23 protein-coding genes and 1 pseudogene are annotated in these 24,079 nt (G+C 69.4%); 16 read left to right on the top strand and 8 right to left on the bottom strand.

All coding sequences use genetic code 11. The features are described 5' to 3' along the window. The first annotated feature begins 189 nt into the window (after positions 1 to 189). Complete coding sequence (locus tag ABD844_RS29550) at positions 190 to 1,683, top strand: CehA/McbA family metallohydrolase domain-containing protein (protein ID WP_344885224.1); 1,494 nt, start codon at positions 190 to 192, stop codon at positions 1,681 to 1,683. Positions 1,684 to 1,956: 273 nt separating this feature from the next. Next, positions 1,957 to 2,931, top strand: coding sequence for a C40 family peptidase (locus ABD844_RS29545; RefSeq protein ID WP_344885221.1), 975 nt, complete (start codon positions 1,957 to 1,959; stop codon positions 2,929 to 2,931). Positions 2,932 to 2,979: 48 nt separating this feature from the next. Here the strand turns inward: ABD844_RS29545 and ABD844_RS29540 are convergent, their stop codons facing one another. Continuing rightward, the gene (locus tag ABD844_RS29540) at positions 2,980 to 4,950 is read right to left on the bottom strand and encodes a bifunctional copper resistance protein CopD/cytochrome c oxidase assembly protein (protein ID WP_344885218.1); all 1,971 of its coding nucleotides are present in this window, start codon (positions 4,948 to 4,950) and stop codon (positions 2,980 to 2,982) included. 209 nt (positions 4,951 to 5,159) lie between these two features. On the opposite strand from ABD844_RS29540, the gene ABD844_RS29535 reads away from it, so the two are divergent. Continuing rightward, entirely contained in the window at positions 5,160 to 5,336 is a 177-nt protein-coding gene (locus ABD844_RS29535) for a hypothetical protein (protein ID WP_344885215.1), read from the top strand. A 37-nt stretch (positions 5,337 to 5,373) separates the two neighbouring features. Here ABD844_RS29535 and ABD844_RS29530 read toward each other — a convergent pair whose 3' ends face one another. Beyond that, positions 5,374 to 6,315: a M56 family metallopeptidase gene (locus ABD844_RS29530; protein ID WP_344885212.1), complete on the bottom strand. Its 942-nt coding sequence runs from the start codon at positions 6,313 to 6,315 to the stop codon at positions 5,374 to 5,376. Then, the gene (locus ABD844_RS29525) at positions 6,312 to 6,671 is read right to left on the bottom strand and encodes a BlaI/MecI/CopY family transcriptional regulator (protein ID WP_344885209.1); all 360 of its coding nucleotides are present in this window, start codon (positions 6,669 to 6,671) and stop codon (positions 6,312 to 6,314) included. Before ABD844_RS29525 ends, ABD844_RS29530 begins: the two co-directional genes overlap by 4 nt. A gap of 277 nt (positions 6,672 to 6,948) precedes the next feature. Here ABD844_RS29525 and ABD844_RS29520 point away from each other — a divergent pair, with 277 nt between their 5' ends. Beyond that, positions 6,949 to 7,431 carry a hypothetical protein gene (locus tag ABD844_RS29520; RefSeq protein WP_344885206.1) on the top strand — a complete coding sequence of 161 codons (483 nt, stop codon included), beginning with the start codon at positions 6,949 to 6,951 and terminating at the stop codon, positions 7,429 to 7,431. Between the two features lie 19 nt (positions 7,432 to 7,450). Here ABD844_RS29520 and ABD844_RS29515 read toward each other — a convergent pair whose 3' ends face one another. Then, on the bottom strand, positions 7,451 to 8,146 hold the full coding sequence (locus ABD844_RS29515) for a vitamin K epoxide reductase family protein (protein ID WP_344885203.1): 696 nt from the start codon (positions 8,144 to 8,146) through the stop codon (positions 7,451 to 7,453). After that, positions 8,127 to 8,936: a DsbA family protein gene (locus ABD844_RS29510; protein ID WP_344885200.1), complete on the bottom strand. Its 810-nt coding sequence runs from the start codon at positions 8,934 to 8,936 to the stop codon at positions 8,127 to 8,129. The genes ABD844_RS29515 and ABD844_RS29510 overlap by 20 nt, the downstream gene beginning before the upstream one ends. A gap of 180 nt (positions 8,937 to 9,116) precedes the next feature. Here ABD844_RS29510 and ABD844_RS29505 point away from each other — a divergent pair, with 180 nt between their 5' ends. Both ABD844_RS29505 and ABD844_RS29500 read left to right on the top strand, forming a co-directional pair. Continuing rightward, positions 9,117 to 10,496: a phenylacetate--CoA ligase family protein gene (locus ABD844_RS29505; RefSeq protein WP_344885197.1), complete on the top strand. Its 1,380-nt coding sequence runs from the start codon at positions 9,117 to 9,119 to the stop codon at positions 10,494 to 10,496. Positions 10,497 to 10,548: 52 nt separating this feature from the next. Beyond that, positions 10,549 to 10,899 carry a DUF3703 domain-containing protein gene (locus ABD844_RS29500; RefSeq protein WP_344885194.1) on the top strand — a complete coding sequence of 117 codons (351 nt, stop codon included), beginning with the start codon at positions 10,549 to 10,551 and terminating at the stop codon, positions 10,897 to 10,899. 9 nt (positions 10,900 to 10,908) lie between these two features. Here ABD844_RS29500 and ABD844_RS29495 read toward each other — a convergent pair whose 3' ends face one another. Beyond that, positions 10,909 to 11,424 (bottom strand): MarR family winged helix-turn-helix transcriptional regulator, encoded by a 516-nt coding sequence (locus ABD844_RS29495; protein ID WP_344885191.1) that lies wholly within the window; start codon positions 11,422 to 11,424, stop codon positions 10,909 to 10,911. A gap of 135 nt (positions 11,425 to 11,559) precedes the next feature. Here ABD844_RS29495 and ABD844_RS29490 point away from each other — a divergent pair, with 135 nt between their 5' ends. The 9 genes and pseudogenes from ABD844_RS29490 to ABD844_RS29455 all read left to right on the top strand — a co-directional run bounded on the left by ABD844_RS29490 (position 11,560) and on the right by ABD844_RS29455 (position 21,164). Further along, positions 11,560 to 12,777 carry a cytochrome P450 gene (locus ABD844_RS29490; protein WP_344885188.1) on the top strand — a complete coding sequence of 406 codons (1,218 nt, stop codon included), beginning with the start codon at positions 11,560 to 11,562 and terminating at the stop codon, positions 12,775 to 12,777. 161 nt (positions 12,778 to 12,938) lie between these two features. Beyond that, a pseudogene (locus ABD844_RS53315) lies at positions 12,939 to 13,265 on the top strand (MFS transporter); the annotation flags it as partial. Positions 13,266 to 13,290: 25 nt separating this feature from the next. Beyond that, positions 13,291 to 14,376 carry an MFS transporter gene (locus ABD844_RS29485; RefSeq protein WP_344885185.1) on the top strand — a complete coding sequence of 362 codons (1,086 nt, stop codon included), beginning with the start codon at positions 13,291 to 13,293 and terminating at the stop codon, positions 14,374 to 14,376. After that, positions 14,373 to 14,975 carry a TetR/AcrR family transcriptional regulator gene (locus ABD844_RS29480; protein WP_344885182.1) on the top strand — a complete coding sequence of 201 codons (603 nt, stop codon included), beginning with the start codon at positions 14,373 to 14,375 and terminating at the stop codon, positions 14,973 to 14,975. The genes ABD844_RS29485 and ABD844_RS29480 overlap by 4 nt, the downstream gene beginning before the upstream one ends. A 162-nt stretch (positions 14,976 to 15,137) precedes the next feature. Further along, positions 15,138 to 16,427 (top strand): amidohydrolase family protein, encoded by a 1,290-nt coding sequence (locus ABD844_RS29475; RefSeq protein WP_344885179.1) that lies wholly within the window; start codon positions 15,138 to 15,140, stop codon positions 16,425 to 16,427. 145 nt (positions 16,428 to 16,572) lie between these two features. Further along, a complete protein-coding gene (locus ABD844_RS29470) occupies positions 16,573 to 17,919 on the top strand; it encodes a molybdopterin-dependent oxidoreductase (RefSeq protein ID WP_344885176.1) in 1,347 nt (448 codons plus the stop codon). Continuing rightward, complete coding sequence (locus tag ABD844_RS29465) at positions 17,916 to 18,428, top strand: hypothetical protein (protein WP_344885173.1); 513 nt, start codon at positions 17,916 to 17,918, stop codon at positions 18,426 to 18,428. Before ABD844_RS29470 ends, ABD844_RS29465 begins: the two co-directional genes overlap by 4 nt. Further along, the gene (locus ABD844_RS29460; RefSeq protein ID WP_344885170.1) at positions 18,425 to 20,233 is read left to right on the top strand and encodes a glycoside hydrolase family 15 protein; all 1,809 of its coding nucleotides are present in this window, start codon (positions 18,425 to 18,427) and stop codon (positions 20,231 to 20,233) included. The genes ABD844_RS29465 and ABD844_RS29460 overlap by 4 nt, the downstream gene beginning before the upstream one ends. A 118-nt stretch (positions 20,234 to 20,351) precedes the next feature. Next, complete coding sequence (locus ABD844_RS29455; RefSeq protein WP_344885167.1) at positions 20,352 to 21,164, top strand: SAM-dependent methyltransferase; 813 nt, start codon at positions 20,352 to 20,354, stop codon at positions 21,162 to 21,164. A 107-nt stretch (positions 21,165 to 21,271) separates the two neighbouring features. Here ABD844_RS29455 and ABD844_RS29450 read toward each other — a convergent pair whose 3' ends face one another. Continuing rightward, positions 21,272 to 22,606, bottom strand: a complete 1,335-nt coding sequence (locus ABD844_RS29450) for an MFS transporter (protein ID WP_344885164.1) — start codon at positions 22,604 to 22,606, stop codon at positions 21,272 to 21,274. After that, positions 22,603 to 23,070, bottom strand: a complete 468-nt coding sequence (locus ABD844_RS29445; RefSeq protein WP_344885161.1) for a cupin domain-containing protein — start codon at positions 23,068 to 23,070, stop codon at positions 22,603 to 22,605. The genes ABD844_RS29450 and ABD844_RS29445 overlap by 4 nt, the downstream gene beginning before the upstream one ends. A gap of 97 nt (positions 23,071 to 23,167) precedes the next feature. On the opposite strand from ABD844_RS29445, the gene ABD844_RS29440 reads away from it, so the two are divergent. Beyond that, the gene (locus ABD844_RS29440; protein ID WP_344885158.1) at positions 23,168 to 24,070 is read left to right on the top strand and encodes a LysR family transcriptional regulator; all 903 of its coding nucleotides are present in this window, start codon (positions 23,168 to 23,170) and stop codon (positions 24,068 to 24,070) included. The last annotated feature ends 9 nt before the right edge of the window (positions 24,071 to 24,079 follow it).

Here is a 24,079-nt window from a genome sequence, read left to right as displayed (position 1 = left end):
TCGTACCCGCCACATCACGCGCGGGCACTGACCTGCCTAGTTCCGGAGAACTATCCCCTCTTATCAAAAGTTCAACATGTCCGACTTATTCTCTTTTGTCGTGATCTCCGTTCATGCCGCGTTCAACCCTTCCTTGAAGGCTCGTGGGTTGGCACTCCCCAATCTCGAAGCAGTATGAGAGGCATCACCGTGAGGAACAAGAAGGCCGAGGAGACCGAGCAGTCCGGGCTTTCCCGGCGCCGCCTGGTCAAGTACGCCGGTGTGGGCGCGACGCTGGCCGCGGCCGCCCCCTTGGTGGGCGGCACCCCGGCGCAGGCCGAGGACGAGCGCAAGTTCGGCAACGGCGGCAACAACGGCCGGATGTGGCGCGCGGGCGACCACCACATCCACTCGGAGTACAGCGGCGAGTTCGACACCAAGACCAACCCGCCGACCTTCCACAAGGGCGCCGACGCGGTCTATCCGATCGTCACCAACGCGATCATGGCCAAGTTCTTCGGCCTGACCTGGGCGATGTGCACCGACCACGGTGGCCCGACGCACTCGAAGGTGAACCTGGAGCAGGCCTACCCCGACCTGCTGCGCTCGCGGGTGCTCGTGCCCGAGGTGCTGCAGTTCTGGGGCATGGAGTTCGACGCGCCGAAGCTCGACCACCACACCCTGATGATCCCGCACCACTCCGACGAGGCGCAGCAGTTGTTCGAGCTGGAAAGCCGCTTCGCCAAGCTGGACGCCTTCCCCACCGACCCGGCCCGCGACACCGAGGCCAAGATGGTGGAGTTCCTCAAGGCCGCCCGCGGCATGCAGCAGAAGCCGCTGGTGATCGCCCACCACGCGTCCCGGTCGGCGACCGGGCTGGGCGTGTGGGGACAGGACACTCCGCGCGAGTTCCGCGACGGCAACAACGCCGCCCCTGACGTGTACGTCGGCTTCGAAGGCGCCCCCGGCCACCAGGCGGGCCCGCTGATCGGCGGCGCGCGCGGCGGGTACGGCAACCACCCCACCTACGGCGGCTTCGACCAGATGACCGCCCGGGTCGGCGGCCTGTGGGACTCGCTGCTCGGCGAAGGACGGCACTGGTGGATCACCGCCACCTCCGACTCGCACGTGCACTGGACCCGCGGCGGCTCCGACTTCTGGCCCGGCGAGTACAGCAAGACCTACGTGGCGGCCCGCCAGGACTACGGCGACATCATGGACGCCCTGCGCAACGGCCGGATCTTCGTCACCACCGGTGACCTGATCACCGCCCTCGACGTCACCGCCAGCAACCAGGGCCGCCGCGCCACCGTGAGCGAGACGCTCGTGGTCAGCAACCGCAACCGCGGCGACGTCGAGGTGGAGATCCGCTTCCGCCCGCTGGACGGGGAGAACGCCAACGGCGACCGTCCCGAGGTGAAGCGCGTCGACCTGATCGTCGGCCAGGTCACCGGCGTGAGCGCGAACCTCGACGCCGACACCAACCCCACCACCAAGGTCGTGGCCCGCTTCGGCCCCAACGACTGGCGGAAGCAGGGCCGGGATCTCGTCATCCGCCACACCCTGCGCGACGTGGGCCAGGACAGCTACCTCCGGGTGCGCGGCACCAGCACCGACGAGATGGAGCCGCAGGCCGACGGCAAGGAGAGCCCGTGGGAGGACCTGTGGTTCTACTCCAACCCGGTCTTCATCCGCGTCCGCTAGCCGACTCCAGGACCTGATTGGTCCACGAGGACGCGGTCGTGAAAGGCGCTGGTGATCGGCGAAACGCGTCGCCGATCACCAGCATCACCTAGGACGCTCTCCAGAGCCCGCTCGCGCGGTGCCCCGCAGCTCCGCAGGACGATGCCGTCGATTATGGCGGATAGTACATGCGGATCCGTCGTCACGATTGCAGCGAACAGGCCAGACGCCGCCTCAACTTCTGTACTATTTCGGCCCAGGATCGGAGATTTACGAGGAGGCGTCGTAGTGGCCGTGCCGACGTGGCTTGGGCGAGCAATGGTGGCCACGGCGCTGATCGTGGCCGCGTTGGTCTCCGATCCCGGTCCTGCTGTCGCCGATCCGTCACCGGCCAAGGCCAGAGCCAAACTGGTGAAGCTGAACGAGCAGGCCGACCAACTGGTCGAGCGGTACAACCAAGCCACCGAAGCGTACAAGAAGGCCAAGAATCGGTACAACGGGCTGAACACCGAACTCGGCCGTAAGAACGCGGAGGCCGACGCCCTGCGCCAGGACCTCGTCGCGGTGGCTGTGCACAACTACCAGTTCGGCCCGTCGACGAGCTGGCAGCGGTTACTCGCCCAGGGCAGCCCGGAGGCGGTCCTCGGCGGCATGGCCTCACTTGAGCAGATCGCCCAAGACAGGGCGGCCAAGATCAAAGCGTTCGAGGCGGCGACCAAGGAGCTTCGGGACCGGCGCGAAACGGCCAAGGGCGTCCTGAAAGAGACCGAAACCGCACGCACCAAGGCGCAGGACGAGAAGAAGAAGGTCGACAAGCTGGTCGACGAGCAGACCAAGCTCCTGCGCAGGCTCGGCGCCTTCCAGACGGGCGACCCCAACAGCCCCGGCATCCAGTACACCGGCCCGGCCTCAGGCAATGCCCGCTCGGCGCTCCAGTTCGCCTTCGCCCAGGTGGGCAAGCCCTACCGGTACGGCGGCACCGGACCCGACTCCTTCGACTGCTCCGGCTTCACCCAGGCCGCGTGGCGTACCGCAGGGGTGGAGCTACCGCGTACGACGTGGACCCAGTGGGCCTGGGGTGCCAACCGGCGCATTCCCTTGAACGCGCTGCAACCAGGCGACCTGCTCTTCAGCAAAGGGCTGGGGCACATGGGCATGTACGCCGGCAACGGAAAGATGGTGCACGCCCCTCAGACCGGCGACGTCATCAAGGTGGTCTCACTCGACGGCTACTGGCGCAACCGCCTGCTCGGCGCCATCCGCCCGTAACCGAGGATGCCCGGCGGGCACAAGGGCGGCGATCAGCGCGACCGGCGACTATTGAGGGGAACGTTTGTTCAGCTTCGCCAGGTAGTCGTTGTAGGCCGTCAAATCCGCATCGCCGTCACGCTCCGCGTGCCGATCCTCTCGACGCGCCTGACGGTGATCGCTGAAACCCCACTGCACCGCGATGGTGATGACCACGATCATCGTCGGTATCTCCCCGAAGGCCCAGGCCATTCCGCCCGCCACGTTCTGGTCCTGCAGCACCGAGGATCCCCACGTACGGCCGAGGCCGTCGTACCAGCCGGCGGCGACCGACTTGCCCATCATCATCATCGAGATGCCGAAGAACGCGTGGAACGGCATGGTCATCATCAGCGTGCCCAGTTTGGCGATGTACGGCAGCTTCCGGGGGCCGGGGTCGACGCCGATGATCACCCAGAAGAACAGCACTCCGGACAGCAGGAAGTGCGTGTTCATGAGGATGTGTCCCACGGGCTGACGCATCGCCGTCTCGAACAGGGAGGTGTAGTAGAGCGCGTACGAGCTGCTGATGAAGAGGACCATGGCCAGCGCCGGGTGTGAGACCACTTCGACGAACCGGCTGTGCAGCACGGCGACGATCCACTCTCGCGGGCCGCGGTCGCCCCGCTTGACGGCCGGCTTCAACACTCTCAGCGCCAGGGTCACAGGCGCGCCGAGCACCAGGAAGATCGGGACGAGCATGGCGAGCCCCAGGTGCTGGATCATGTGCATGCTGAACAGGACGGGGGCGTAAGTGGCGATGCCACTCTGCGTGAACACCACGGTGAGTGTCACGCCGAGCAGCCACGCGATGGTTCGGCGCAGTGGCCAGCTATCGCCGCGACGGCGTAGCCGCCCGACACCGGCCAGGTACGACACCGTCGCCGCGGTCGCCAGAATCGCGAAGAAGAGATCCAGCCGCCACAGGGTCGCCAGCCGTCCGGCGGTCAGCTCCGGCGGCATCGCATAGCCGAGAAGGGCCCGGACCTGGTCGGTGATGAGGTCGTTCGGCGGCGGCGAGGTACGCGCCAACGCCACTGCCAATCCCATGGTGGCCGCCATGATCACGACTTCGCCGACCGCCAGCCGGAGGAAGGCGCGCGGCCTGCCCGCCCCAAGCTCTCCTATGCTCCGGCGACGGTGCCGCCATCCGAAGACGCCCAGTACGGTCAGGGCCGCGGTCTTGGCGACGATGAGGAGACCGTACGAGGAGGAGAACACCTGCCCGAACTCGGTGAGCCGGGCGGCGGCGCTCGCCACGCCGCTCACCCCGACGCCGATGAAGCACCACAGTGCCAGCCGGGAGAACCTCTGGACGGCGATCCGCAGATCCGCGCCCTTGCGCAGGGCGTGCACGGTGACGACCGCAAGGCCGCCGACCCAGAGGGCGAGCGCCACAAGGTGCAACCCGAGTCCGACGATCGCCATCGAGTGATTGGGCGAGCTCGCCGAATGGCCGGTGAGCACCGGCGGCAGCAGGGCGAGCAGGCCGCCGCCCAGCAGCCACGCCGCGGCGTTGACGGTGACGACCCCTCTGGCGAAGAACGCGATCCCGGTGGCCAGCATGAGCACCGAGAGGAGCGCGCCGCCCTGCGGGATCGAGGTGGCGAAGCTGACCATGGCCTCGACGCTCAGCAACTGCGAAACGGGAACGGCGAGAACGTCGGAGAGGGTGAAGACGAAGGTGAAAGCGGTCGCGACGGCCCAGGCCGATGCGGCCCATGATGCGCCGTCAACGTACCTTCTGGCCTCTGACGACAGCAGCCCCTTGCCGGACGGCAGCAAGATCGTGGCGACGAGCAGCAGTCCGATGGTGGCGGTCGCCGCCAGATCCGCTCCGAGCTTCGCGACGGGAAGTCCCCAGCGAGTGATGGCACCGGCATCGGGCAGGCCGACGATCACCGTGGTGACGGCTGCCCCTCCAGCGATCAGGCCGGCGGCGAGCGTGGCGAGCGCGGCGCCGCCAGCCGCGAGCAGGAGGCGGATGGTTCGAGAGGGCATGGTTCCGTCCTTGAGGGCGAGAACGGTCAGATCGGGACGTGCTTCCGCTGTGTGCTGCCGCGTCCGTCCACGCCGGCACAACTTCTACATTATGTCGAACATCAGCAGGCGCCCCCTCACCGGAGAGCCGGGCCCGCCACCGACGGGAGCGCACAGTACGCTGCATTCGACGCTACGTAGAAGTTCATGCCCACGGAAGGGTGCACGATATGTTCGAGATCGTGTCCGCGCTCGTTCCTCCGCTGGTGGTGGGTGGAGCGTTCATCGCGGGCGTCGTCCACCTGATGCGCTCCGAGGCACGGGCCAAGGCCGCCGAAGATCAGGCCAACGAGCCCGGCAACCCTGCCGCCCCCTCAGGGAATCACCAGGAGGCTCCGGAATCCTGAGGCATGTGCCTCATGGAGAAACCCGGTCGTTCGGGTGTCAGATGTTCCAGATGGTGACGCACAGCAGAGGGGCCACCAGCACCGCGGACGGGCCGCTGAGCAGCAGGGTGGCGGCTGCGTAGGCCGCGGCCGGCACCCATGGCGGACGCTCGTGGTGGCGAAGCAGGCGGCCGACCCGTTCGGCGACAGCGGCATCCGCCAGGGCGAACATTCGCGCCCCGTCGTCGAAGCGCGGGGTGGCCATCCGAACGAGGGTCTGGGCGAGTACGACCTCGCCGTGAGCTCGGCGGGCGTGGTCGTCAGCGATCATCTCCAGCAGCAGGGGCACGGTCTCACGTGCCGCCCGGGCCGCGGGAAGCCAGGGGAACGCCTGGGCCAGCGCGATGAACGGCAGCAGAACCAGATCATGACGACCGCGGGCATGGGCGCGTTCGTGCCCGAGCACGGCCTCCAACTCGTGCGCGCTGAGCAGGTCGAGAGTGCCCTGGCTCAGTACGACGCGCCCCCGCCTGCCAGGCAGGCAGTAGGCGACTCTCTCGTGAGTCGGCAGCACATACGCGTCGTGGACCGCGCAATGGTCGGCCACCACGTCGACGAGCAGACGTTGACGCCGTTGCCGGCGGACCGTCTTCACCGTGACCCTGGTGGTGTGGACCAGCAGCCACACGATCAGTCCGACCGACCAGGCGAGGGCCGCGACATGGAGGCCGCCCAGGCCGTCCAGCCCATCGCCGCTGACGATCTGGCGGGCCAGGGTGTGCGCGCCGTGCGGGAAGACCGCCGCCAGCGGCGCCACGGCCGCCACGAGACCGACCCCCACCGCGCCCAGGCCACCGGCCAGGCAGATGGCCTGCCAGAGCGCCAGGGCGGCCCGAGGGGAGCGGTGCGTCCACGAGGCCGTGGCGAGCCGTCGCGCGATCCGGCCGCCGAGCGCGATCGGCGCCAGCGCGACACCGGCTGCCACCAACCAGATGATCACGCCACCGGTCCGTTCCGTACGTTGAGCGCTTCACGCAGGGCCTCGGCCATCTCGGGCGTCACCGTGCCCACGAAGTGCTGCGCGGTCGCTTCGAGATCTCCGGCCTCTTCGAGCGCGGCACGCATGACTTCGGCGACGAAGGCGTCTCTGCCCTCGGTCGCCTTGTAGAGGTGTGCCCGCCCCACTCTCTCGCGGGAGACCAGGCCCTTGTGTGACAGCCTGACCAAGACCGTCAGGACCGTCGTCACGGCCGGTTGGGACGGCAGACCCTGCGCGATGTCCTGAGCGAACATCCCCTCCGGACGGCTCCAGAGAGCTTCCATGATCGACCGCTCCAGGTTGCCGAGCCGCACCATCTACACCCTCCAACTGCCTCTACACCCGCCAGAAGGCTACCGGCAGAACGCGCGAACCGGCCGAGCGCGAACGAGTGCGGCCCCGCGAGAGACGGCCGCGAACCCGAAATCCGCATATTTCCTGAAACAGCGGCACAGGAGAACGTAAGCCCTCACATCTGGTCTGGGAAGGCCGATTCGCCGCCGCACGTACCGCATGCCTGCTTCTATGAACTCTAGAAGCCGGACAGCTCGCAGAACGCCAACCGATGGAGATCTCGATCAGAAGCAGGAGGTAGTGATCATGCAGGAGCGGCGCGACACCATCGATCACATGAAACGGGTCGGCCCAGGACGACTCCGCCGCCCGGTCACAGCAGCACTCCTCCTCCTCGCCACGGCTTGCGCCTCCCCTGTCGCGCCACCTCGGCAGAGCGCGCAGCACCATGCGACGGCGCCTGCCCCGGTCGCCACCGCCGCCCCGGCGGCGAGCATAGAGGAGTTGGCGTCGAAGGCCGCCTGCACGTCACTGAAGGTGCAGACCGATGCCGCCGAACTGCGCCAGGCGGCGTGCCAGACGGCCGCAGGGCGCTACACGATCGTCACCTTCGCCACCGAGAAGGGCAAGCGGGAATGGCTGGACGCCGCCCAGATGTACGGCGGAACCTACCTCGTCGGCGAACAATGGGCTGTGGTGGCGAGCATGGACCTCCTCCATGCTCTGCAACAGCGGGTGGGCGGAGACGTCGAGGCCGCCACCCACACGATGCCCGGCATGTAGGGCCGCGTCCAGGCAACGCCTAGACCAGGGTGCTCCAGTAGTCCCAGAACCTGACCCCGATCATGGCCACGAGGGCGAGGAACCAGACCGTGAGCGGCACGCTGTGGTACGTGGCGAGCGTCCCGGCCAGGCGGCGCACGGCCGCCGAAGCGGGCAGATGCCTCCGGACCACGTTGTGCAGGGTGACGTACCAGAAGATGGGCACGGTCACCGCCCACACGATCATGCAGTACGGGCACAGCGCGCCGATGACGTACAGGCTCTGGAAGATCAGCCAGTGCACGAAGACCACGCCGCCGGTGACGCCGGCCTGCAGGCCCAGCCAGAACCAACGCGGCAACGCCGCTCGGGCCAGGAGCACGGCTCCGACCGTGGTGACGATGGCGAACGAGGCGATACCCAGCAGCGGGTTGGGGAAGCCGAAGAGCTCCGCCTGCGCCGTACGCATGATCGAGCCGCAGGACAGCACCGGGTTGATGCTGCAACTGGGCACGTAGGACGGGTCCTCCAGCAGAGCGACCTTCTCGATCGTCAGCACGAAGGCCGCGATCAGCCCGATCCCACCGCCGACGAACAGCAGCCGTGGCAGCAGGCGTGGGAAGGGCTCGACCTCGGATTCGACCTCGGGCTCAGGCTCGGCCTCGGGCTCGATGGCATCGGCCATGGCGGGGGTGACGCCCACGGGGGGCGCGGTGTCACTGGGCGAGCGCCGCATCGATGGCCGCCTTGAACTCGTCGGAGGAACGGGGTTCGATCTTCTTGCCGTTGAGGAAGAACGTCGGGGTTCCCTGCACGCCCAGCGCCTCGCCGTCGGCAGCGTCCTTCTTCACCCGCTCCAGCGTGGCCGGGTCCTCGTATGCCTTGTCCCAGGCGGCCATGTCCAGGCCCAATCCCTCGGCCAGCGTGCGGAAGAACGCGTCGGCGGGTACCTGCTTCTCGGCCCACTGGGTCTGGGTCTGGTACATCTGCTGGTACATCGCGTCGAACTTGCCCTGCTGCGCGGCGGCCTCCACGGCGCGGGCGGCCCGCTCGGCGTTGAAGTGGCTGCTGATCGGGAAGTAGCGGGCGACGAAGGTGACCTTCCCCGCGTAGTCCTTGCGGAGCTGTTCGACCGTGGGGAAGTACGCCTTGCACGCTTCGCATTCGAAGTCGAGGAACTCCACCAGCGTCACCTTGCCGTCCGCGGCTGTCTGCAGCCGGTGGCTGTCCTCACGGACCACCTGCGGCGCACCGGCCGCCGCAGCGCCTTCGCCCGTCCTGCCCGCGCCTGAACCCATGCTGCTGATCGCCAGCCACACGGCCGCCACCACGGCGAAAACCCCGATGACAGCGACCGACATGGTCACGTTCTTCCTGCGCGCGGAGCGTTGCCTTTCTTCCGCGCGCATGGCATCGACCTTGGCGCGCCTGGCTTCGGCCCGGTCCTGTTGCTGCGGCACGTGCGACTCCTCACCACCGACCAACTTTTCTACGGAGTGTAGAAGATAGTCGAAGTGACCGAGCACGGTCCGCTCCATTGCCGCCCAACCGAGCGGCCTCCACCCCGGGCCGCACGGCAGACCCGCTGCGATGTCGACGTTCAGGCACTACCCACGCTCTTTATTCATCGCTATACAGTGATGATAGCTTGAATTCGCGATTGGTCGCCTTGGCCCTGCCGGACACCAGGAAGGACACCCCCAGCGATGAAGGTCTCGACGTTACGACTGCTGGCCGACGCCCGCCGGGCCAAGGCGGGCGGCGAGCGGGCGATGGCCACCCGGCAGCACACCCGCCTGGCCGAGCTGGTGGCCTGGGCCCGTACGCGTTCGCCCTACTATCGGCACCTGTACCGGAGCCTTCCAGCCGAAGGGGCCGATCTGGGCGAGCTGCCGGTCACCCGCAAGAGCGAGCTGATGGCCGCCTTCGACGACTGGGTCACTGACCCCGCCGTCACGTTCACCGCGGCCAGGGCATTCGCCGACGACCCGGCCCGGATCGGGGAGCCGTTCGCCGGCCGCTACACGCTGACCACCACCTCCGGCACCACCGGCACCCATGGCATCTTCCTGCAGGACGACCGCGCAGCCGCGGTGGCCGGCGCGATGATGGCGCGGATGCTGCTCGGCTGGCTGAACATGCGGGATGTGGCGCGGATCGCGCGCGGCGGGGGCCGGATGGCGCTGGTGGCACCGGTCGGCGGGCACTTCGCCTCCACCGTGGCCGCCGCCCGGCTGCGCGGCCGTTCCCGCGTCGCCGTCTTCAGCGTGCAGCAGCCGCTGGACGAGCTGGTCGAGCGGCTGAACGCCTTCCGCCCGGCGGTACTGGCGCCCTACGCCAGCATCGGCGCGCTGCTGGCCGGCGAGGCCGAAGCGGGACGGCTGCGCATCGACCCCGCCCTGATGGTGCTCAGCGCCGAAGGTCTGCCGCTGCCGGAGCACACACGCATCGCGGCCGCGCTGAACGCCAAGGTACGCACCAGCTACGCCGCCAACGAGTGCCCGTTCCTGTCCTACGGCTGCGAACACGGCTGGATGCACCTCAACGCCGACTGGGCCATCCTCGAACCCGTCGACGAGCAGTATCGACCGGTCCCGGCCGGTCGGCCCTCCCACACCGTGCTGCTGACCAACCTGGCCAACCGCATCCAGCCGATCCTGCGCTACGACCTCGGCGACGCCGTCCAGACCCGGCTCGGCCACTGCCCGTGCGGCCACCCAGGCCCGGCCGTCCGCGTCCAGGGCCGCGCCGCGGACCTGCTCACCTTCCCTCGGGCCGACGGCGGTGAGCCGGCCTCCCTCGCCCCGCTGCCGCTGGCCACCCTGCTGGAGGCCGTGCCGGGGCTGGAGCTGTTCCAGATCGTCCAGACCGCACCGGCCGCATTGCGGATCCGGCTGCACCCCGCCCCCGGTGCCGACCCCGACATCGTCTGGCAGCAGGTCGAGACCCGCCTCAGCGAGCTGCTGGCCCGCCACGGCCTGGCCCACGTAGCCATCGAACGCGCCGGTGAGCCGCCGCGGCAGAACGCCGGCGGCAAGTACCGCACCGTCATCCCCGCCACCGCGGCCACACCCTCGACCCGCTGATCCGGATCATCGCCACCCGCCCTGCCCATGAGCGACCGGAAGGACCCACCCCATGACCAGCCGTCCGATGCCCGTCACCGTACGGGCCGCCTACCAGGCCGAGATGCGCGCTGCCCGCGTCAGCACCGACCCGGAGGCCCGCTGGCGGCACCTGGAGCGCGCCCACATCCTGTCCCAGCCCTGGCCCTGGCCGCACACGGCCAACCACATCGCCATGCTCACCCTCGCCATCCGCCAACGCGACCGCCGCGAGGCGTTCGGCCAGGTCATCCGAATCATCGTGGCCGCGCCAGGTTCGGCGCTGGGCCGCTATCCCGAGGGCAACACCGGCCGCGCGACCGTGGGCCTCACCCAGCCCATGCCGATGCCCGCCGACCTGGCCGAGCTGCTGCAGGCCACCTGACCCGGCCGGCTAACCTCCGGTGGGCGGCGTCGTGGCCGCGGCCGGACGTGGCCAGGGGCGCCCGGTGAGGCGTTCGATGTCCTCGTTGAACTGCTGGAAGTCGGCGATGAATCGCTCCAGGCGCTCGGGCGGCCAGTCGGTCAGCACCATGGCCAGGCCGTTGACGACCTGGCGGCGGTCGGAGGTCAGGCGTCGGCTGCCTTCCGCCGTGATGCGGAACTTGCGGGCCACGCTGCCGTTCGGGTCGAGGGTGCGTTCGACCAGTCCGTCCCGCAGCAGGGCGGCGGTCTGCCGGTTGAAGGTGGACGCGGCCAGGCCGAAGGCGTCGACGAAATCCGCGATGGACATGGGGCCCTGCACTTCGAGCCGGCTCAGCAGGACGTAGGCGCTGCGATCCAGGCGCTCATCTCCGGGCCTGACCTGCAGCATGGCCTGCTCGCGTTGCCGCGTGAGAATCATCAGCTCCCACTCGAGGCGGGCGCTCGCCTGCTCGGCGTCCATAGGGGCGAACCTCCGATCGCGCATGTGTTCACCTGCACGATACGGCAGATTGCATGATGCCCAAGAGAAGCATCATGCATTTTTTGTGCATTATGCTTACTATGTGCATAGTGCACGCCGCTCCGACGTACCGACACCGATCGTTCACCAAGGAGACCCATGAGCCACAACGACGAGGTTCTGCCCTACCCGCTGGGCTACGACACGGCGCTGGAGCCGCCGAAGGAGTGGGCGCGGCTGCGCGGCCAGTGCCCGATGGCCACCATCGAACTGCCCAGCGGCGACCACGCCACGATGCTCACCCGCCACGAGGACATCAAGACCCTGCTGACCGATTCCCGCTTCGCCCGCCCCACCGCCGCCGACAACGCCGCCCGCATCGCTCCCGAGGGCTCAGGCGGCGGCGTCGCCACCGGCGACTCCACCATGGCGATCCCGGACGAGGGCGAGCCGCACCGGCGCTGGCGCCGCATGGTGGGCAAGTACTTCACCGCCAAGCGCATGGCGGCCCTGCGCCCCTCGATGACCGTGACGACCGAGCACCTCATCGACGACATGGTGCGCAAGGGCGCGCCCGCCGACCTCAAGGCCGACGTGGGCTTCCCGCTGCCGGTGTACGTCATCTGCGACATGCTGGGCGTGCCCGCCGACGACCGCCACCGCTTCTCCCGCTGGTCCGACATGCTGCTGAGCGTCACGCGCTACTCCCGGGAGGAGACCCGCGCCTCGATGGGCGAGTTCACCCAGTACATGTCCGCCCACATCGCCGCCAAGCGGGCCGATCAGACCGACGACCTGATCGGCATGCTGGTGCGGGAGAGCGAAGGCGAAGGACAGGGCATGTCCGACGCCGAGCTGCTCACCACGGCGATGGGGCTGCTGGTCGCCGGGCACGAGACCACCGCCAACGCGATCGGCAAGATGGTCGCCATGCTGCTGGCCGACCGTACCCGGTGGGAGCGGTTGCTGGCCGACCCGTCCCTGGTGCGCACCGCGGTGGAGGAGTCGCTGCGCTTCGACGTCAACCACGGCTTCGGGCTGCGCCGCTACCTGCCGGAGGAGACCGAGATCGGCGGGCAGGCGCTGCCGGCCGGGACCACCGTGGTGTGCGCCATAGCCTCCGCCAACCGTGACGAGAACGTCTTCGACCACGCCGACCAGATGGACCTCGGCCGCACCCCCAACCCGCACCTGGCCTTCAGCGCCGGCCCGCATTCCTGTCTCGGCCAGGCCCTGGCACGTACGGAGATGCAGGTCGCGCTGGAGACCCTGCTGCGCAGGCTGCCGACCCTCGAACTGGCCGTCCCGGCCGAAGAACTGCGGCGCGTGGAAGGGCTGCTGGTCGGCGGCCTGCAAGAGGTCCCCGTTCGCTGGTGACCCGTCGACGCGGTCTCCCTCCCCTCGATCTACCGGCAGAACCTGGCAGTTGGCCGCGCCTGTTGTTTCGGTACGGAACGTAGCGTATCGTACGGGATCGTCGGCCCGTCAGAGCGGCGTGACGCGCGGCGCTCTGACTACTTCAGCCAGAAAGCTCCCAGATGACAGCTATCGCCAAGTCGACACGCATTCCATCTGCCCGCGCCATCGTCGGATTTCTCGTCTTCTGCGAATTCGCCAGTGGATTCGTTCAGAGCTACTACGGTCCCCTGCTGCCCGCCATTGCCGAGCATTACGCGGTGACGGCGGCGAACATGACCTGGTTCGCCACCTTGCAGACGTTCACGGCTGCTGTGTGTGTCCCGCTGCTCTCCAAACTCGGCGACATGTTCGGGCATCGGAGAATTCTGCGGATTGCAGTCGTCATCGTTCTCGCCGGCACCCTGCTGACCGCCCTCTCGCCGACCTATGAGCTCGCTCTCGCAGGTCGGGTCCTCACCCGGTCCACTCGCCGTGTGGCTCCCGCTCGAGATCGCATTGGTGCACAGCAGGACCTCTGGAGCGACCGCCCGCAAGGCGATCGGCCTGCTCGTCGCCGTGCTCACGATCGGCGGGATGGCCGGGACGGTCCTGGCCGGCGTGGTCGACGCGGTGAGCGGTTCGCTGACCGTGACGTTGCTGGTCCCAGGCGTGCTCTGCCTGCTGACCTCGCTGGTGGTCTTCACCAAGGTGCCCGAGTCCACCGCCCGATCCGATCGCAAGGTCGACGGCGTGGGTTTCGCGACTTTGGCGATCGCGATGGTGCTGCTGCTGTGGGGTCTCCGCATGGTCGGGGAGGTGGGCATCACGTCTCCGGCCACGTACGTGTCACTCCTTGTCGCGGCGGTCGTGTTCGCCTTCTTCGTCTGGTGGGAGCTCCGCGTCGAGGCCCCCGCGATCGACATCAAGCTCGTGACGAGTCGCGCGCTCGGGCCTCTGTACATCGTCGGCCTCTGCTACGGCTTCGTGGTCTTCGGATCGCTTGCTCCGCTTACTCTGTTCCTCGCCGCCGACCCTGCCCGTGTCGGTTACGGCTTCGCCGCCCAGCCGCCGCTGATCGCGGGGCTCTCGGCGGGCCTCGCCCTGCTCGCATGCGTCGGCGCGGTGGGGTTCGCGTTCTTGGCTTCCCGCGTCGGGATGAAACTCCTGTTGCTCGCCGGTGTCACGCTGCCGGGTGTCGGGTCCTTGTTCCAGTTCTTCTTCCACGATGAGCTCTGGCACATCTGGATCGCGACGCTCCTTTCAGGGCTGGGATACGGGCTTCTGTCCGGGGCGTTGCCGGCACTGCTCGCCGAGTTGGCTCCTGCCGATGCCACGGGCGTTGCCTCAGGCGTCTACAACTCGATCCGAACTCTGGCCGGCTCGATCGCGGGCGCCGCTTTCGCGGTGGCATTGAGCACTTACGTGGATTCCGCCGGGGTTCCGCTGATCAGCGGATACATGATGATCTGGATGACGAGCGCAATCCTGTTCGCGGTGGCGGTCGTTGCGATCTGCCTGACCCGAACGCGTAGTAGCGATACGAACCGTTGCGTTTCGGAATCTCGTGTGACAGAATGATGCAGATGGCTAAGGCAGAGCAGACCGGGGGCCGCTCCAAGAGCGTAGAGCTGACCGAGCGGGTGCTCAACGCCGCGGAGGAGCTCCTCCGCAAGGACGGCTTCGCCGGTCTGAAGGTCGAACAGGTCGCGGCGATCGTGGGCTGCGGCAAGACCGCGATCTATCGGCGTTGGGCAACCAAAGAAGAGCTGGTCGCGGCCGTTCTGCTGAAGGACACCGAGGTCGGCGAGCTGCCCAACTCGGGCTCGTTGGCCGAGGACCTGCTCATCCACATGAAGCAGGGCGCCAGCTATCGCGGGTTCACGCAGCCCGACGGCGAGGGGCGCTCGATATGGGCGGCCCTGGTGGAGCCCGCGGTGCGTCGGCTCGTGGACGATGCCCTGCTCAGCGAGCGGCGTGCCAACGGTCGGACGATCCTCGCTCGGGCCATCCAGCGGGGCGAGATACCTCCCGAGACAGATCTCGACGCGGTGCTCGACATGCTGGGCGGATTCGTCTTCTATCGCACGATGGCGAGGAGGGAAAAGCTGACCGAGGAGGTCATGGCCCGTGTCGCGCGGGCCGTAGCGGCTTCTCCACCGCTGTATCCCAACGCCTGAGCGAGCCTTTCCGTTCTCACCCGATTCGTCAGGCCGGGGCCGACGAATGCCCTGGGCCGGCTTCTGCGCGCCCAAATTCTGGCGGCGGCGTGTACGCCCCATGTTCCTGCTCGGCTTGCCGTCCCGTCACCTGCCCATGCTCAAACGGAAAAGAGGTTATCCATGTCGAACAAGGCCAGACTCCCCATGGTCCCTGCCCACACAGGCCGCTATCGCCTGGTGGGCGGCACGATCTGGGATGGCACCGGTGAGCACCTCGTCGAGGATGGCGAGCTGGGGATCCAGGGAGATCGGATCGTCTACGTCGGTCCGCGTAGGGAACCGGCGGACGTACCTCGCGAGACGGTTACGGTCGAACTCGGTGGCGCCTACGTGTTGCCGGGGTTCATCGACACACATGTGCACCTCGGCCTGGCCGGGGAGGAGTCGCCGCTCGCGGCGCTCGCCCGCTTCGAAACCCACAGCCACCTGCGTACCGCGCGTACGATCCGGCAGACGCTGGAGGCCGGGATCACGACCGCGCGAGACCTGGGCGGCCTGGACGCCGGCTACCGCCACGCGATCGCCGAGGGTCTTGTCGACGGTCCACGCCTGCACCTCGCGGTGAGCGCGATCTCGCCGACCGGCGGGCACGCTGATCTCTGTCTTCCCAACGGAACCCAGATCGGCGGCGCGTACTCCGCGGCCAGTCGTATCGCGGACAGCGATGACGAGATTCGCCGCGTGGTGCGCGAGTTGGTCCGTGCCGAAGCGGACGTTCTGAAGATCTGCACCACGGGCGGGGTCGCGAGCCATTCCGATTCGCCGGACGACATCGGCGTGCCGGAGCACCAGGTCCGCATCGTGGTCAAGGAGGCGGCGCGTCGCCAGGGACAGCCGGTGGCCGCGCATGCGCACGGGGCGCGAGGCATCCTGGAGGCGATCCGCGGCGGAGCGGCGAGTGTCGAACATGGCACCGGGATCGACGCGGAGGGCATTGATCTCATGCTCGAACACGGGACCTTCCTGGTCCCGACACTGAGCACCGCGCTGAACCTTCCGGAGCCCGGCCACATGTCGCCGTTCGTCTACGCCAAGCGGGTGGAGTGGTTCAAGATCGCACAGGAGCACCTCGCCAGGGCGATAGGCGCCGGCGTCAAGGTCGCACTGGGCACCGACGCGGCGCTGTTCCCGCACGGCCGGAATCTGACGGAGCTCGGGCACCTCGTCGACCTCGGGCTGCTGCCCTGGCAGGCCCTCCAGACGGGGACACGAAACGCGGCCGAGCTGCTCCGCCTCGATGCCGAGCTGGGAACCATCGAAACCGGCAAGCTCGCCGACCTGGTCGTCACGAGGTCGCATCCGTTCCGAAGCATCCACTCTCTCGCCGACCCCGAGGCGATCCGGATCGTCGTGCAGGGCGGACGGGTCAAAAAGGACACAGACGCTCTCCTCACCGCACTCGCGGCGTAGTTCGCGAATCCGCGGAGGCGTCTCTCCACGGGTTTCCGTACGGCGAGCAGCCGGACATTGCCGAATGGGTGCCGTGGCGTTGCTTTGGAAGAAGCGTTTTCGGTGAAGGAGACCGGACAGCCGACATTGGATTTCGGGGGGACCGGTGCCGGATGCGTCGCGTGGGCACGATCACGAGTTCGAGCCCGGCAAGAAGGGCAGCCTGGCCGCGCGCCTGAGGGGGTGGAGCGGACCGCCAGGGCCGTTCCGGCCGGAGTTCTGGCGCAGCCCGCTCCGCGGCCCCTGGCTGACCTCGGTGCTCGGGCTGATCCTGCTGGCCGGGATCACCCTCGTCGCGATCACCGGCCTGGTGTCGTACGCCGCCTACGAGCCCCGGCTGCCGGGCAACGACATGACCCCAGGCAGGGGCCTGCTGGGCTTCTACCTGTTCGACTGGCCCACGGACCCGGTCTGGTTGTATCGGGTCACCCAGGGCGTGCACGTCATCGGCGGGTTGACGCTGGTGCCGATACTCCTGGCCAAGCTGTGGTCGGTCATCCCCAAGCTGTTCTCCTGGCCGCCCGCCCGGTCCGTGGCGGAGGTCGTCGAGCGGGCCAGCCTGCTGCTGCTGGTCGGTGGCGCGGTGTTCCAGTTCGTGACCGGGATACTCAACGTCCAGCTCTTCTACGTCTTTCCGTTCTCCTTCTACCCGGCCCACTTCTACGGCGCCTGGATCTTCATGGCCGCCTTCGTGGTGCACGTCGTCATCAAGCTGCCCCGCGTCATCCACACCCTGCGGACGTACGGCCTGCGCGACTATCTGCGCACCTCCGTGGCGGACACCCGCCCGGAGCCGCCGGACCCCGACGGCCTGGTCCCCACCGACCCGGCGCCCGCCACGATGTCCAGGCGCGGACTGCTGGCCTTCGCCGGGGGCGGCTCGCTGGTCATGTTCGGCCTGTCCGTCGGCCAGTGCATCGACGGGCCGTTGCGTCGTACCGCGCTGCTCGCTCCCCATGGGCGCTACTACGGTCCGGGCCCGAACGACTTCCAGGTCAACAAGACAGCGGCGAGCCTCGGCGTCACGTCGGACCAGACCGGTGAGTCCTGGCGGCTCACACTCACCGGACCGAGCCGGAGGGAGTTCTCCCGCGCGGACCTGCTGGCGATGCCGCTGTACACCTACGCCCTGCCGATCGCCTGCGTCGAAGGCTGGTCGACCGTCCAGACCTGGACCGGCGTACGGTTGGCCGACCTCGCCCGCCTCGCCGGGGTCCAGCCCGGCTCGACCGGTGTCACCGCCAGGTCGCTGCAACGCGTCGGCTACTTCGGCACGGCCTCGCTCAGCGCCGCGCAGGTCGCCGACCCGCGCTCGTTGCTGGCGCTCCGGGTCAACGGCGCCGATCTGTCGCTCGACCACGGATACCCGGCGCGGGTCATCGTCCCCAACGCGCCGGGAGTGCACAACACGAAGTGGGTGCGCGAGCTCGACTTCACCCAGGAGAGGTCTTGAACGGCCACAGCCGGTGGGCGAGGATCTACGGCGCCCCCTTGTGGCACCTGCTCGCACTCGCCCTCTGCTTCCTGGTCGCCGGTTACGCCACCATCCGGGTGGTCGACGTGGGGATCTGGCCGGGCTTTCTGGTGTGGTTCGTGGGAGCCGTCATCTTTCACGATCTGGTGCTGTTCCCGGTTTACTCCGCCGCCGACTTCGCCGCCAGGTCCTCCACCGCGCTTACCCGTCGCCGTGGCCGTACGGCCGCTCGGCCTCGACCACGGCCGCCGAGGCGGCCGCCGGCTCTCATCAACCACCTGCGCGTGCCGACCGCGTTCTCCGGTCTGCTGCTGCTGGTGTGGTCTCCGCTCATCCTGCGCGGCGCCGAGCCCAACTACCGGGCGGCGGTCGCCCTGAGCACCATGCCCTATCTCACCCGATGGATCGCGGTCACCCTGGTGCTCTTCGCCGCCTCGGCACTGCTCTACGTGCTGCGGCGCCTGCTCGCGGGGCGGGCCGGCCGTTGAGCACCCGGCCGATCGGCGACTACGCGATGCTGTCGGACTGCCGGTCCGCCGCGCTGGTCGCGTCCGACGGCTCTGTCGACTGGCTGTGCCTGCCACGTTTCGACAGCCCGGCGCTCTTCGCCCGACTGCTGGACGAAGACGCCGGCCACTGGACAATCCGGCCAGCCTGTCCGGCCGAGGTGACCCGCCGGTACGTCGAGGACACCCTCGTGCTGGAGACCACGTTCCGGACACCCGGCGGCACTCTGGTGCTCCTGGACGCTCTCGCGCTGGGCCGTGGCGAACGCGGGCACGCGCTGGGCACGTCATCGCCCGGCCTGCTCCTTCGCCGGCTCACCTGCACGGAAGGGCGGGTACCCGTGGAGATCGTGTACGCGCCCCGGCCCGAGTACGGCCTCGTCCGCCCGCTGATGCAACCGGTCGGCGGCGGCCTGATCGCCCGTGGCGGCGCCGACGTGCTCACCCTGTCCAGCCCGGTGGAGTTCCGGACCAGCGGCTCGGTCGCGGACGCCGGTCTCACCCTGCGCGCGGGACAGAGCGTCGGTCTGGCCCTGCAGGCCGGCCCGGCCTGGGCACCCGACCCGCCGCGCCGTACCTCATGGGCCGTCGCGCGCCGGATACGCGACACCGTCGCGGGATGGCGCTCCTGGTCACGCGGGCACGCCGACTACGACGGACCCTGGCGCCGGCACGTCAACCACAGCGGCCGGGTCCTGCGCGCGATGACCTACGCCCCGACGGGGGCCATCGTGGCGGCGGCCACCACCTCCCTGCCGGAAAGCATCGGCGGGGAGCGCAACTGGGACTACCGCTACACCTGGGTCCGCGACGCCAGCTTCACCCTGCACGCACTGAACACGGCCACCTGCGAGGAGGAGGAGACCGCCTTCTTCACCTTCCTGTCCCGCGCGTGCGCGACCCAGGCCGACACGGACCCGGACCTGCAGATCATGTACGGCATCGGCGGCGAGCGCGACCTGAGCGAACGGCGGCTGCCGCATCTGCGGGGGTGGCGGGGCAGCGCCCCCGTACGGGTCGGCAACGACGCCTGGCGACAACGTCAGCTCGACGTGTACGGCGAACTGCTCGACGCCGCCCACCAGACCTACCGGGACCTCGGCCCGTTCGACCCCCTCACCCGCTCGTTGCTGATCGGGGTGGCCGAGACCGCCGCGCGCCGCTGGCAGGAGCCGGATCAGAGCCTGTGGGAGATCCGCGGCCCCAACGCTCACTTCACCCACTCCAAGCTGATGTGCTGGGTGGGGCTGGACAGGGCGATCACCCTGGCCCCCGTGCTGGGAGCCGCCTCCCGGGTCGCCGACTGGACGCGCGTCCGCGACGAGATCCATGCCGCGATCCTGAGCCACGGCTGGAACGAGCAGGCGGGCGCCTTCACCCAGACGTTCGACGGCACCCATCTCGACGCCGCCACCCTGATGATGCCCCTGGTCGGGTTCCTGCCGCCGGACGACCCGCGAATCCGCTCCACCGTGCAGGCGGTCGCCACCCAACTGACAGACGTGAGAGGACTGGTGCACCGCTACCGTTCCGCCGACGGGCTGCCGGGCCGGGAGGGCACCTTCCTGCTGTGCACCTTCTGGCTCGCCCACGCGCTGGCCCTCCTCGGTCAGGACACCGAGGCCAGGCGGGCGTTCGAGACCGCCGCCTCCTGCGCCAACGATGTCGGCCTGCTCAGCGAGGAGGTGGACGCCACCACGGGGGAGGCGATCGGCAACTTCCCCCAGGCACTCAGCCACATCGGCCTGATCAACGCCGCCCGCGCCATCGGGGACGCCCGTCGTTGAGCACGCCGGGTCACGACAGCGCGAGGCCGGCCGCCGCCTCGGACAGAGCCTCGGCAACTTTATCGAAGTAGGGCAATAGAGCACATTCGAGATCATTGATATGGAAAAATGCTCCAATGTGAGTGACAGCAATGCGGACGCATCAGTCTGGAACCGCGTTGACACCACCGTGCCGCATTCCGCGCGGGTCTGGGACTTCCTGCTCGGCGGCAAGGATCACTTCAAGGTGGATCGCGAGGCCGGCCAGACCCTGCTGCGGCTGTTCCCCGACTTCGCGATGGTCGCCAGGCTGCAGCGCGAGTTCCTCGTCCGCTCCGTGCGCTACCTGGTGCGGGAGGCCGGGATCCGGCAGTTCCTGGACATCGGCACCGGGCTGCCCACGGCGAACAACACGCATGAGGTCGCGCAGAGACTCGCGGCCGACTCGCGGGTCGTCTACGTGGACAATGACCCCATCGTGCTGGCGCATGCACGGGCCCTGCTCGCCAGCACGCCAGAAGGCGCCACGGACTACGTCGACGCCGACGTCCGCCGGCCCGGCCTGATCCTGGAGCAGGCGGGCAGGACGCTCGACCTGTCCCGGCCGGTCGCGGTCATGATGCTGAGCATCGCCGGGCAACTCACCGACGACGACGATCCGCAGGGCGTCATCGACCGGCTGCTCGAGCCCCTCGCCTCCGGCAGCCACCTGGCGCTGAGTGACGGTACGAACACCAACCCGGCCCTGATCGAGGCGGTCACCGCGTACAACAAGAGCTCCGCCAACACCTACCAGCTCCGCTCTCCTGAGCGGATCGCCGGCTTTTTCACCGGTCTGGAGCTGGTGGAGCCCGGCGTGGTGCCCACGCCGGAGTGGCACCCCGAGCCGGACCGCTGGGACGAGCCGGCCACAGTGGTGAGCGCCATGTGCGGAGTCGCCCGCAAGCCGTGAGCCGGACGGCGTGGGTCGAACTCGTCGTGCTGCACGCCCTGGACGTCCCCTGCCTGACCCACGGCAGGGGAGACCCTGGCGTGCCTTGACGACCTTCATGCGGCCCGTCAGCGGGACGCGACCGCGACCACCGCCGCGACCAGCGGGAACACCGCCACCACCGCCAGCGCCGCGGTGAGCCCGAGCGGGCCCGCCAGCGCGCCGCAGATCGCCGATCCGGCACCGCCGCCCACGAAGAAGGTCAGGTTCAGCAACCCCATGCCCGCGCCGCGCTGCGGTGGCGGAATCCGTCCCGACATCTCGGCGGTCAGCACCACCTGGGCCACCGCGAACGCGGCCAGCCCCAGCGCGGCGCCCACCACCACCGGCCAAGGACCACCCCCGGCCAGACCCGCGTAGCCGAGCGTGAGCCCGGCGGCGGCGGCGACGCCCGCCAGCACCGTCCGCCCCCAGCGGGCGGTCAGCGACCCCGCCATGCGGGAGCCGACCGCGCCCACGACGGCACCGGGCAGCAGCGCGGCGCCCACCTCCAGGACGCTCCACCCGTACTCACGGGCCAGCAGTTGCGGCACGGCGTACATGGTCGCGAACAGCCCGCCGAAGATCCCGACCCCGATCACCATGGCGAGCACGAACCGCCGGTCGGCCACCACAGGGCGCGGCACGAACCCGTCCTTTCGGCGCAGCACCCACGCGCCGAGCAGGAGCGCGACCGCCGCCAGCCCGATGGCCACCGGCCCCGGCAGGCCGAGCGTGCCCGACTGGATCGCCACCAGCAGCGCGCCGGCCGCGCCCGCCAGCGCGGCGGCCCCGGCGTAGTCGATGCGCTGCCCGCTGCCCGGCCGCGTGACGAGCGGCAGGCAGAACGGCACCGCGAGCAGCGACAGCACCGGCAGCGCGACCGTGGCCCGCCAGCTCGGCCAGGCCGTCACCAGGCCGCCCAGCAGGGGCGCCGCCGCCGCGAACACCGCCATCACGGCGCCGTACACGGCCAGGCATCGGGCCCGCAGCTCCGGGGCGGTCATCGCGAGCAGGGCGAGGCCACCGGCGGCCATCGCGCCCGAGCCCGTGGCCAGCAGGAGCCGCCCGGCCACCAGTACGCCCAGGTTCGGCGCGGCGACGCAGGCGATCGCGCCCACCGCGAGTACGGCCGAGCCCGCGAGCAGAGACGTGCGTACGCCCCAGGAGTCGGCGAAGCGCCCGAACAGCGCCGTGCCGACGCCGAGCGCGAGTGCGTGCGCGATCAGCACCCAGGCGACCGCGGCAGACCCGGCCTCCAGGGCGGCGGAGACCTGCGGCAGCGCCACGCCCGCCGCCGTGACACCGAACACGGTCGGGCCGAACAGCAGGCCGATCCGCAGCCCGCGAGACAGTGCCCCACCCGGCGCAGCCGTCACACCGCCCTCTGCCACGCGGCCCGTGGCGGCGTGGGAAGCGCTCATCGGGCCACCCGCCAGTCGGGCACGTCGACGAAGTGCACGTCGTAACGGTCCTGCTCGGGCAGCAGCGACTCGAACGCGGCCTCGCCCCTGCTGATCGCCGCGAGCCGTTCGAAGTAGCCGAACCGCTCGATCCCCGGGCTCAGCACCACGAACACCTCGGCCGTACGGCCGTCGGCCGCCCCGAACGCGTGCGGAAGACCCGGCGGCACGACGACGAGCCCGCCCGCGGCCAGGTTGACCAGGTCACCGCCGAGGTAGAACCTCATCGCCCCGTCGAGCACGTAGAACAGCTCCGACGACAGCAGATGGCGGTGCGGCCGGGCACCGTCGGCGCCCGTGCCGAGCGTGAGCCGGCTGGCGCTGACCGCGCCCCCGTCGGCCAGCAGGTCGAACCCGCCGTGCGCCAGTGACGCCGTGGCCGCCTCCCCCGGATGTACGACGAGGGCGGTATCGGAAACGGTCATGGTGGTCCCTTCTACTGGAAACGTCATCCATTGCACGTCAGGAATGAATGGCGAGGTAGAAGCAGTTGACGACTGTGGTAATCACGAATCGAGATGAATGGGCACGCAGGTGGAACTGCGGCAACTGGAATACTTCGTGGCCGTCGCCGACGAGGGCGGGTTCGGCCGAGCCGCCGAGCGGATCGGCATCGTGCAGTCCGCGGTGAGCCAGCAGGTACGCCGGCTGGAACGCGAGCTGGGCGTCCGGCTGTTCGACCGTTCGACGCGGCACGTACGGCTCACCGGTGACGGCGAGCGGCTGCTCACCGAGGCGCGTGCCGTGCTCGCCGCGACCAGGCGGCTGCGCCGGGCCGCCGCCGACGTGGTGGCAGGCGATGAGGGCGTGCTCCGGCTCGGCGTCGTACGCGGCCCCAGCGACCGGCTCTACCGGACGCTGAACGCGCTGTCGGCGATCGCGCCCCGGCTCAAGGTCCGGCTGAGCAGTCTGCCGGTCACCGAGCGGCTCGCGGCCGTTCGTTCCGGCGAGCTGGACGCGGCGCTGGTGCGGGCCTCGGCCGGCGTACCCGGGCTGGAGTTGCTGCCTGTCTGGGACGATCCGCTCATGGTCGCGCTCCCGGTCGACCACCCGCTGGCCGCCGAGCCGGAGCTCGACATCGCGCGGCTCGCGCACCTGCCGCTGCGGCTCGCGCCCCGCGCCGCCAACCCGCCCTTCCACGACCTCGTGCTCGACGCGTTCCGGGCGGCGGGCGTCGAACCGGTGACGGGCCCGCCGTTCCGCGGCTTTCAGGAGACCTTGGCGGAGATCGCCGCCGATCCGCCGTCCTGGACGGTGTTCTACGAGGTCGGCGGCTTGCCGACGATGTCGCGGGTGGCGTTGCGCCCGCTGGCCGGCCTCCGCCTGACCACCTCGCTCGCCGTCCCGCCCGACCCGCCGTCCCCGATGCTGCGTCACCTGCTCGAAGCGGTGCGGCGGACCTGCCGACAAAATGTTTTGTCTTGACAAACAAGG

Origin of the sequence: Nonomuraea antimicrobica, from assembly GCF_039536965.1 — a bacterium.
GTDB classification, from domain to species: Bacteria; Actinomycetota; Actinomycetes; order Streptosporangiales; family Streptosporangiaceae; genus Nonomuraea; species Nonomuraea antimicrobica.
The sequence above is the reverse complement of the archived record's forward strand: the minus strand, read 5'-3'. Positions and strand labels throughout refer to the sequence as shown.

Excerpts from the sequence above, each read along its gene's own strand:
- ABD844_RS29540 (WP_344885218.1), bottom strand. The coding sequence starts at position 4,950 with ATGCCCTCTCGAACCATCCGCCTCCTGCTCGCGGCTGGCGGCGCCGCG.
- ABD844_RS29535 (WP_344885215.1), top strand. The coding sequence starts at position 5,160 with ATGTTCGAGATCGTGTCCGCGCTCGTTCCTCCGCTGGTGGTGGGTGGA.
- ABD844_RS29525 (WP_344885209.1), bottom strand. The coding sequence starts at position 6,671 with ATGGTGCGGCTCGGCAACCTGGAGCGGTCGATCATGGAAGCTCTCTGG.
- ABD844_RS29515 (WP_344885203.1), bottom strand. The coding sequence starts at position 8,146 with ATGCGGCGCTCGCCCAGTGACACCGCGCCCCCCGTGGGCGTCACCCCC.
- ABD844_RS29505 (WP_344885197.1), top strand. The coding sequence starts at position 9,117 with ATGAAGGTCTCGACGTTACGACTGCTGGCCGACGCCCGCCGGGCCAAG.
- ABD844_RS29500 (WP_344885194.1), top strand. The coding sequence starts at position 10,549 with ATGACCAGCCGTCCGATGCCCGTCACCGTACGGGCCGCCTACCAGGCC.
- ABD844_RS29495 (WP_344885191.1), bottom strand. The coding sequence starts at position 11,424 with ATGCGCGATCGGAGGTTCGCCCCTATGGACGCCGAGCAGGCGAGCGCC.
- ABD844_RS29490 (WP_344885188.1), top strand. The coding sequence starts at position 11,560 with ATGAGCCACAACGACGAGGTTCTGCCCTACCCGCTGGGCTACGACACG.
- ABD844_RS29480 (WP_344885182.1), top strand. The coding sequence starts at position 14,373 with ATGATGCAGATGGCTAAGGCAGAGCAGACCGGGGGCCGCTCCAAGAGC.
- ABD844_RS29475 (WP_344885179.1), top strand. The coding sequence starts at position 15,138 with ATGTCGAACAAGGCCAGACTCCCCATGGTCCCTGCCCACACAGGCCGC.
- ABD844_RS29450 (WP_344885164.1), bottom strand. The coding sequence starts at position 22,606 with ATGAGCGCTTCCCACGCCGCCACGGGCCGCGTGGCAGAGGGCGGTGTG.
- ABD844_RS29445 (WP_344885161.1), bottom strand. The coding sequence starts at position 23,070 with ATGACCGTTTCCGATACCGCCCTCGTCGTACATCCGGGGGAGGCGGCC.
- ABD844_RS29440 (WP_344885158.1), top strand. The coding sequence starts at position 23,168 with ATGGGCACGCAGGTGGAACTGCGGCAACTGGAATACTTCGTGGCCGTC.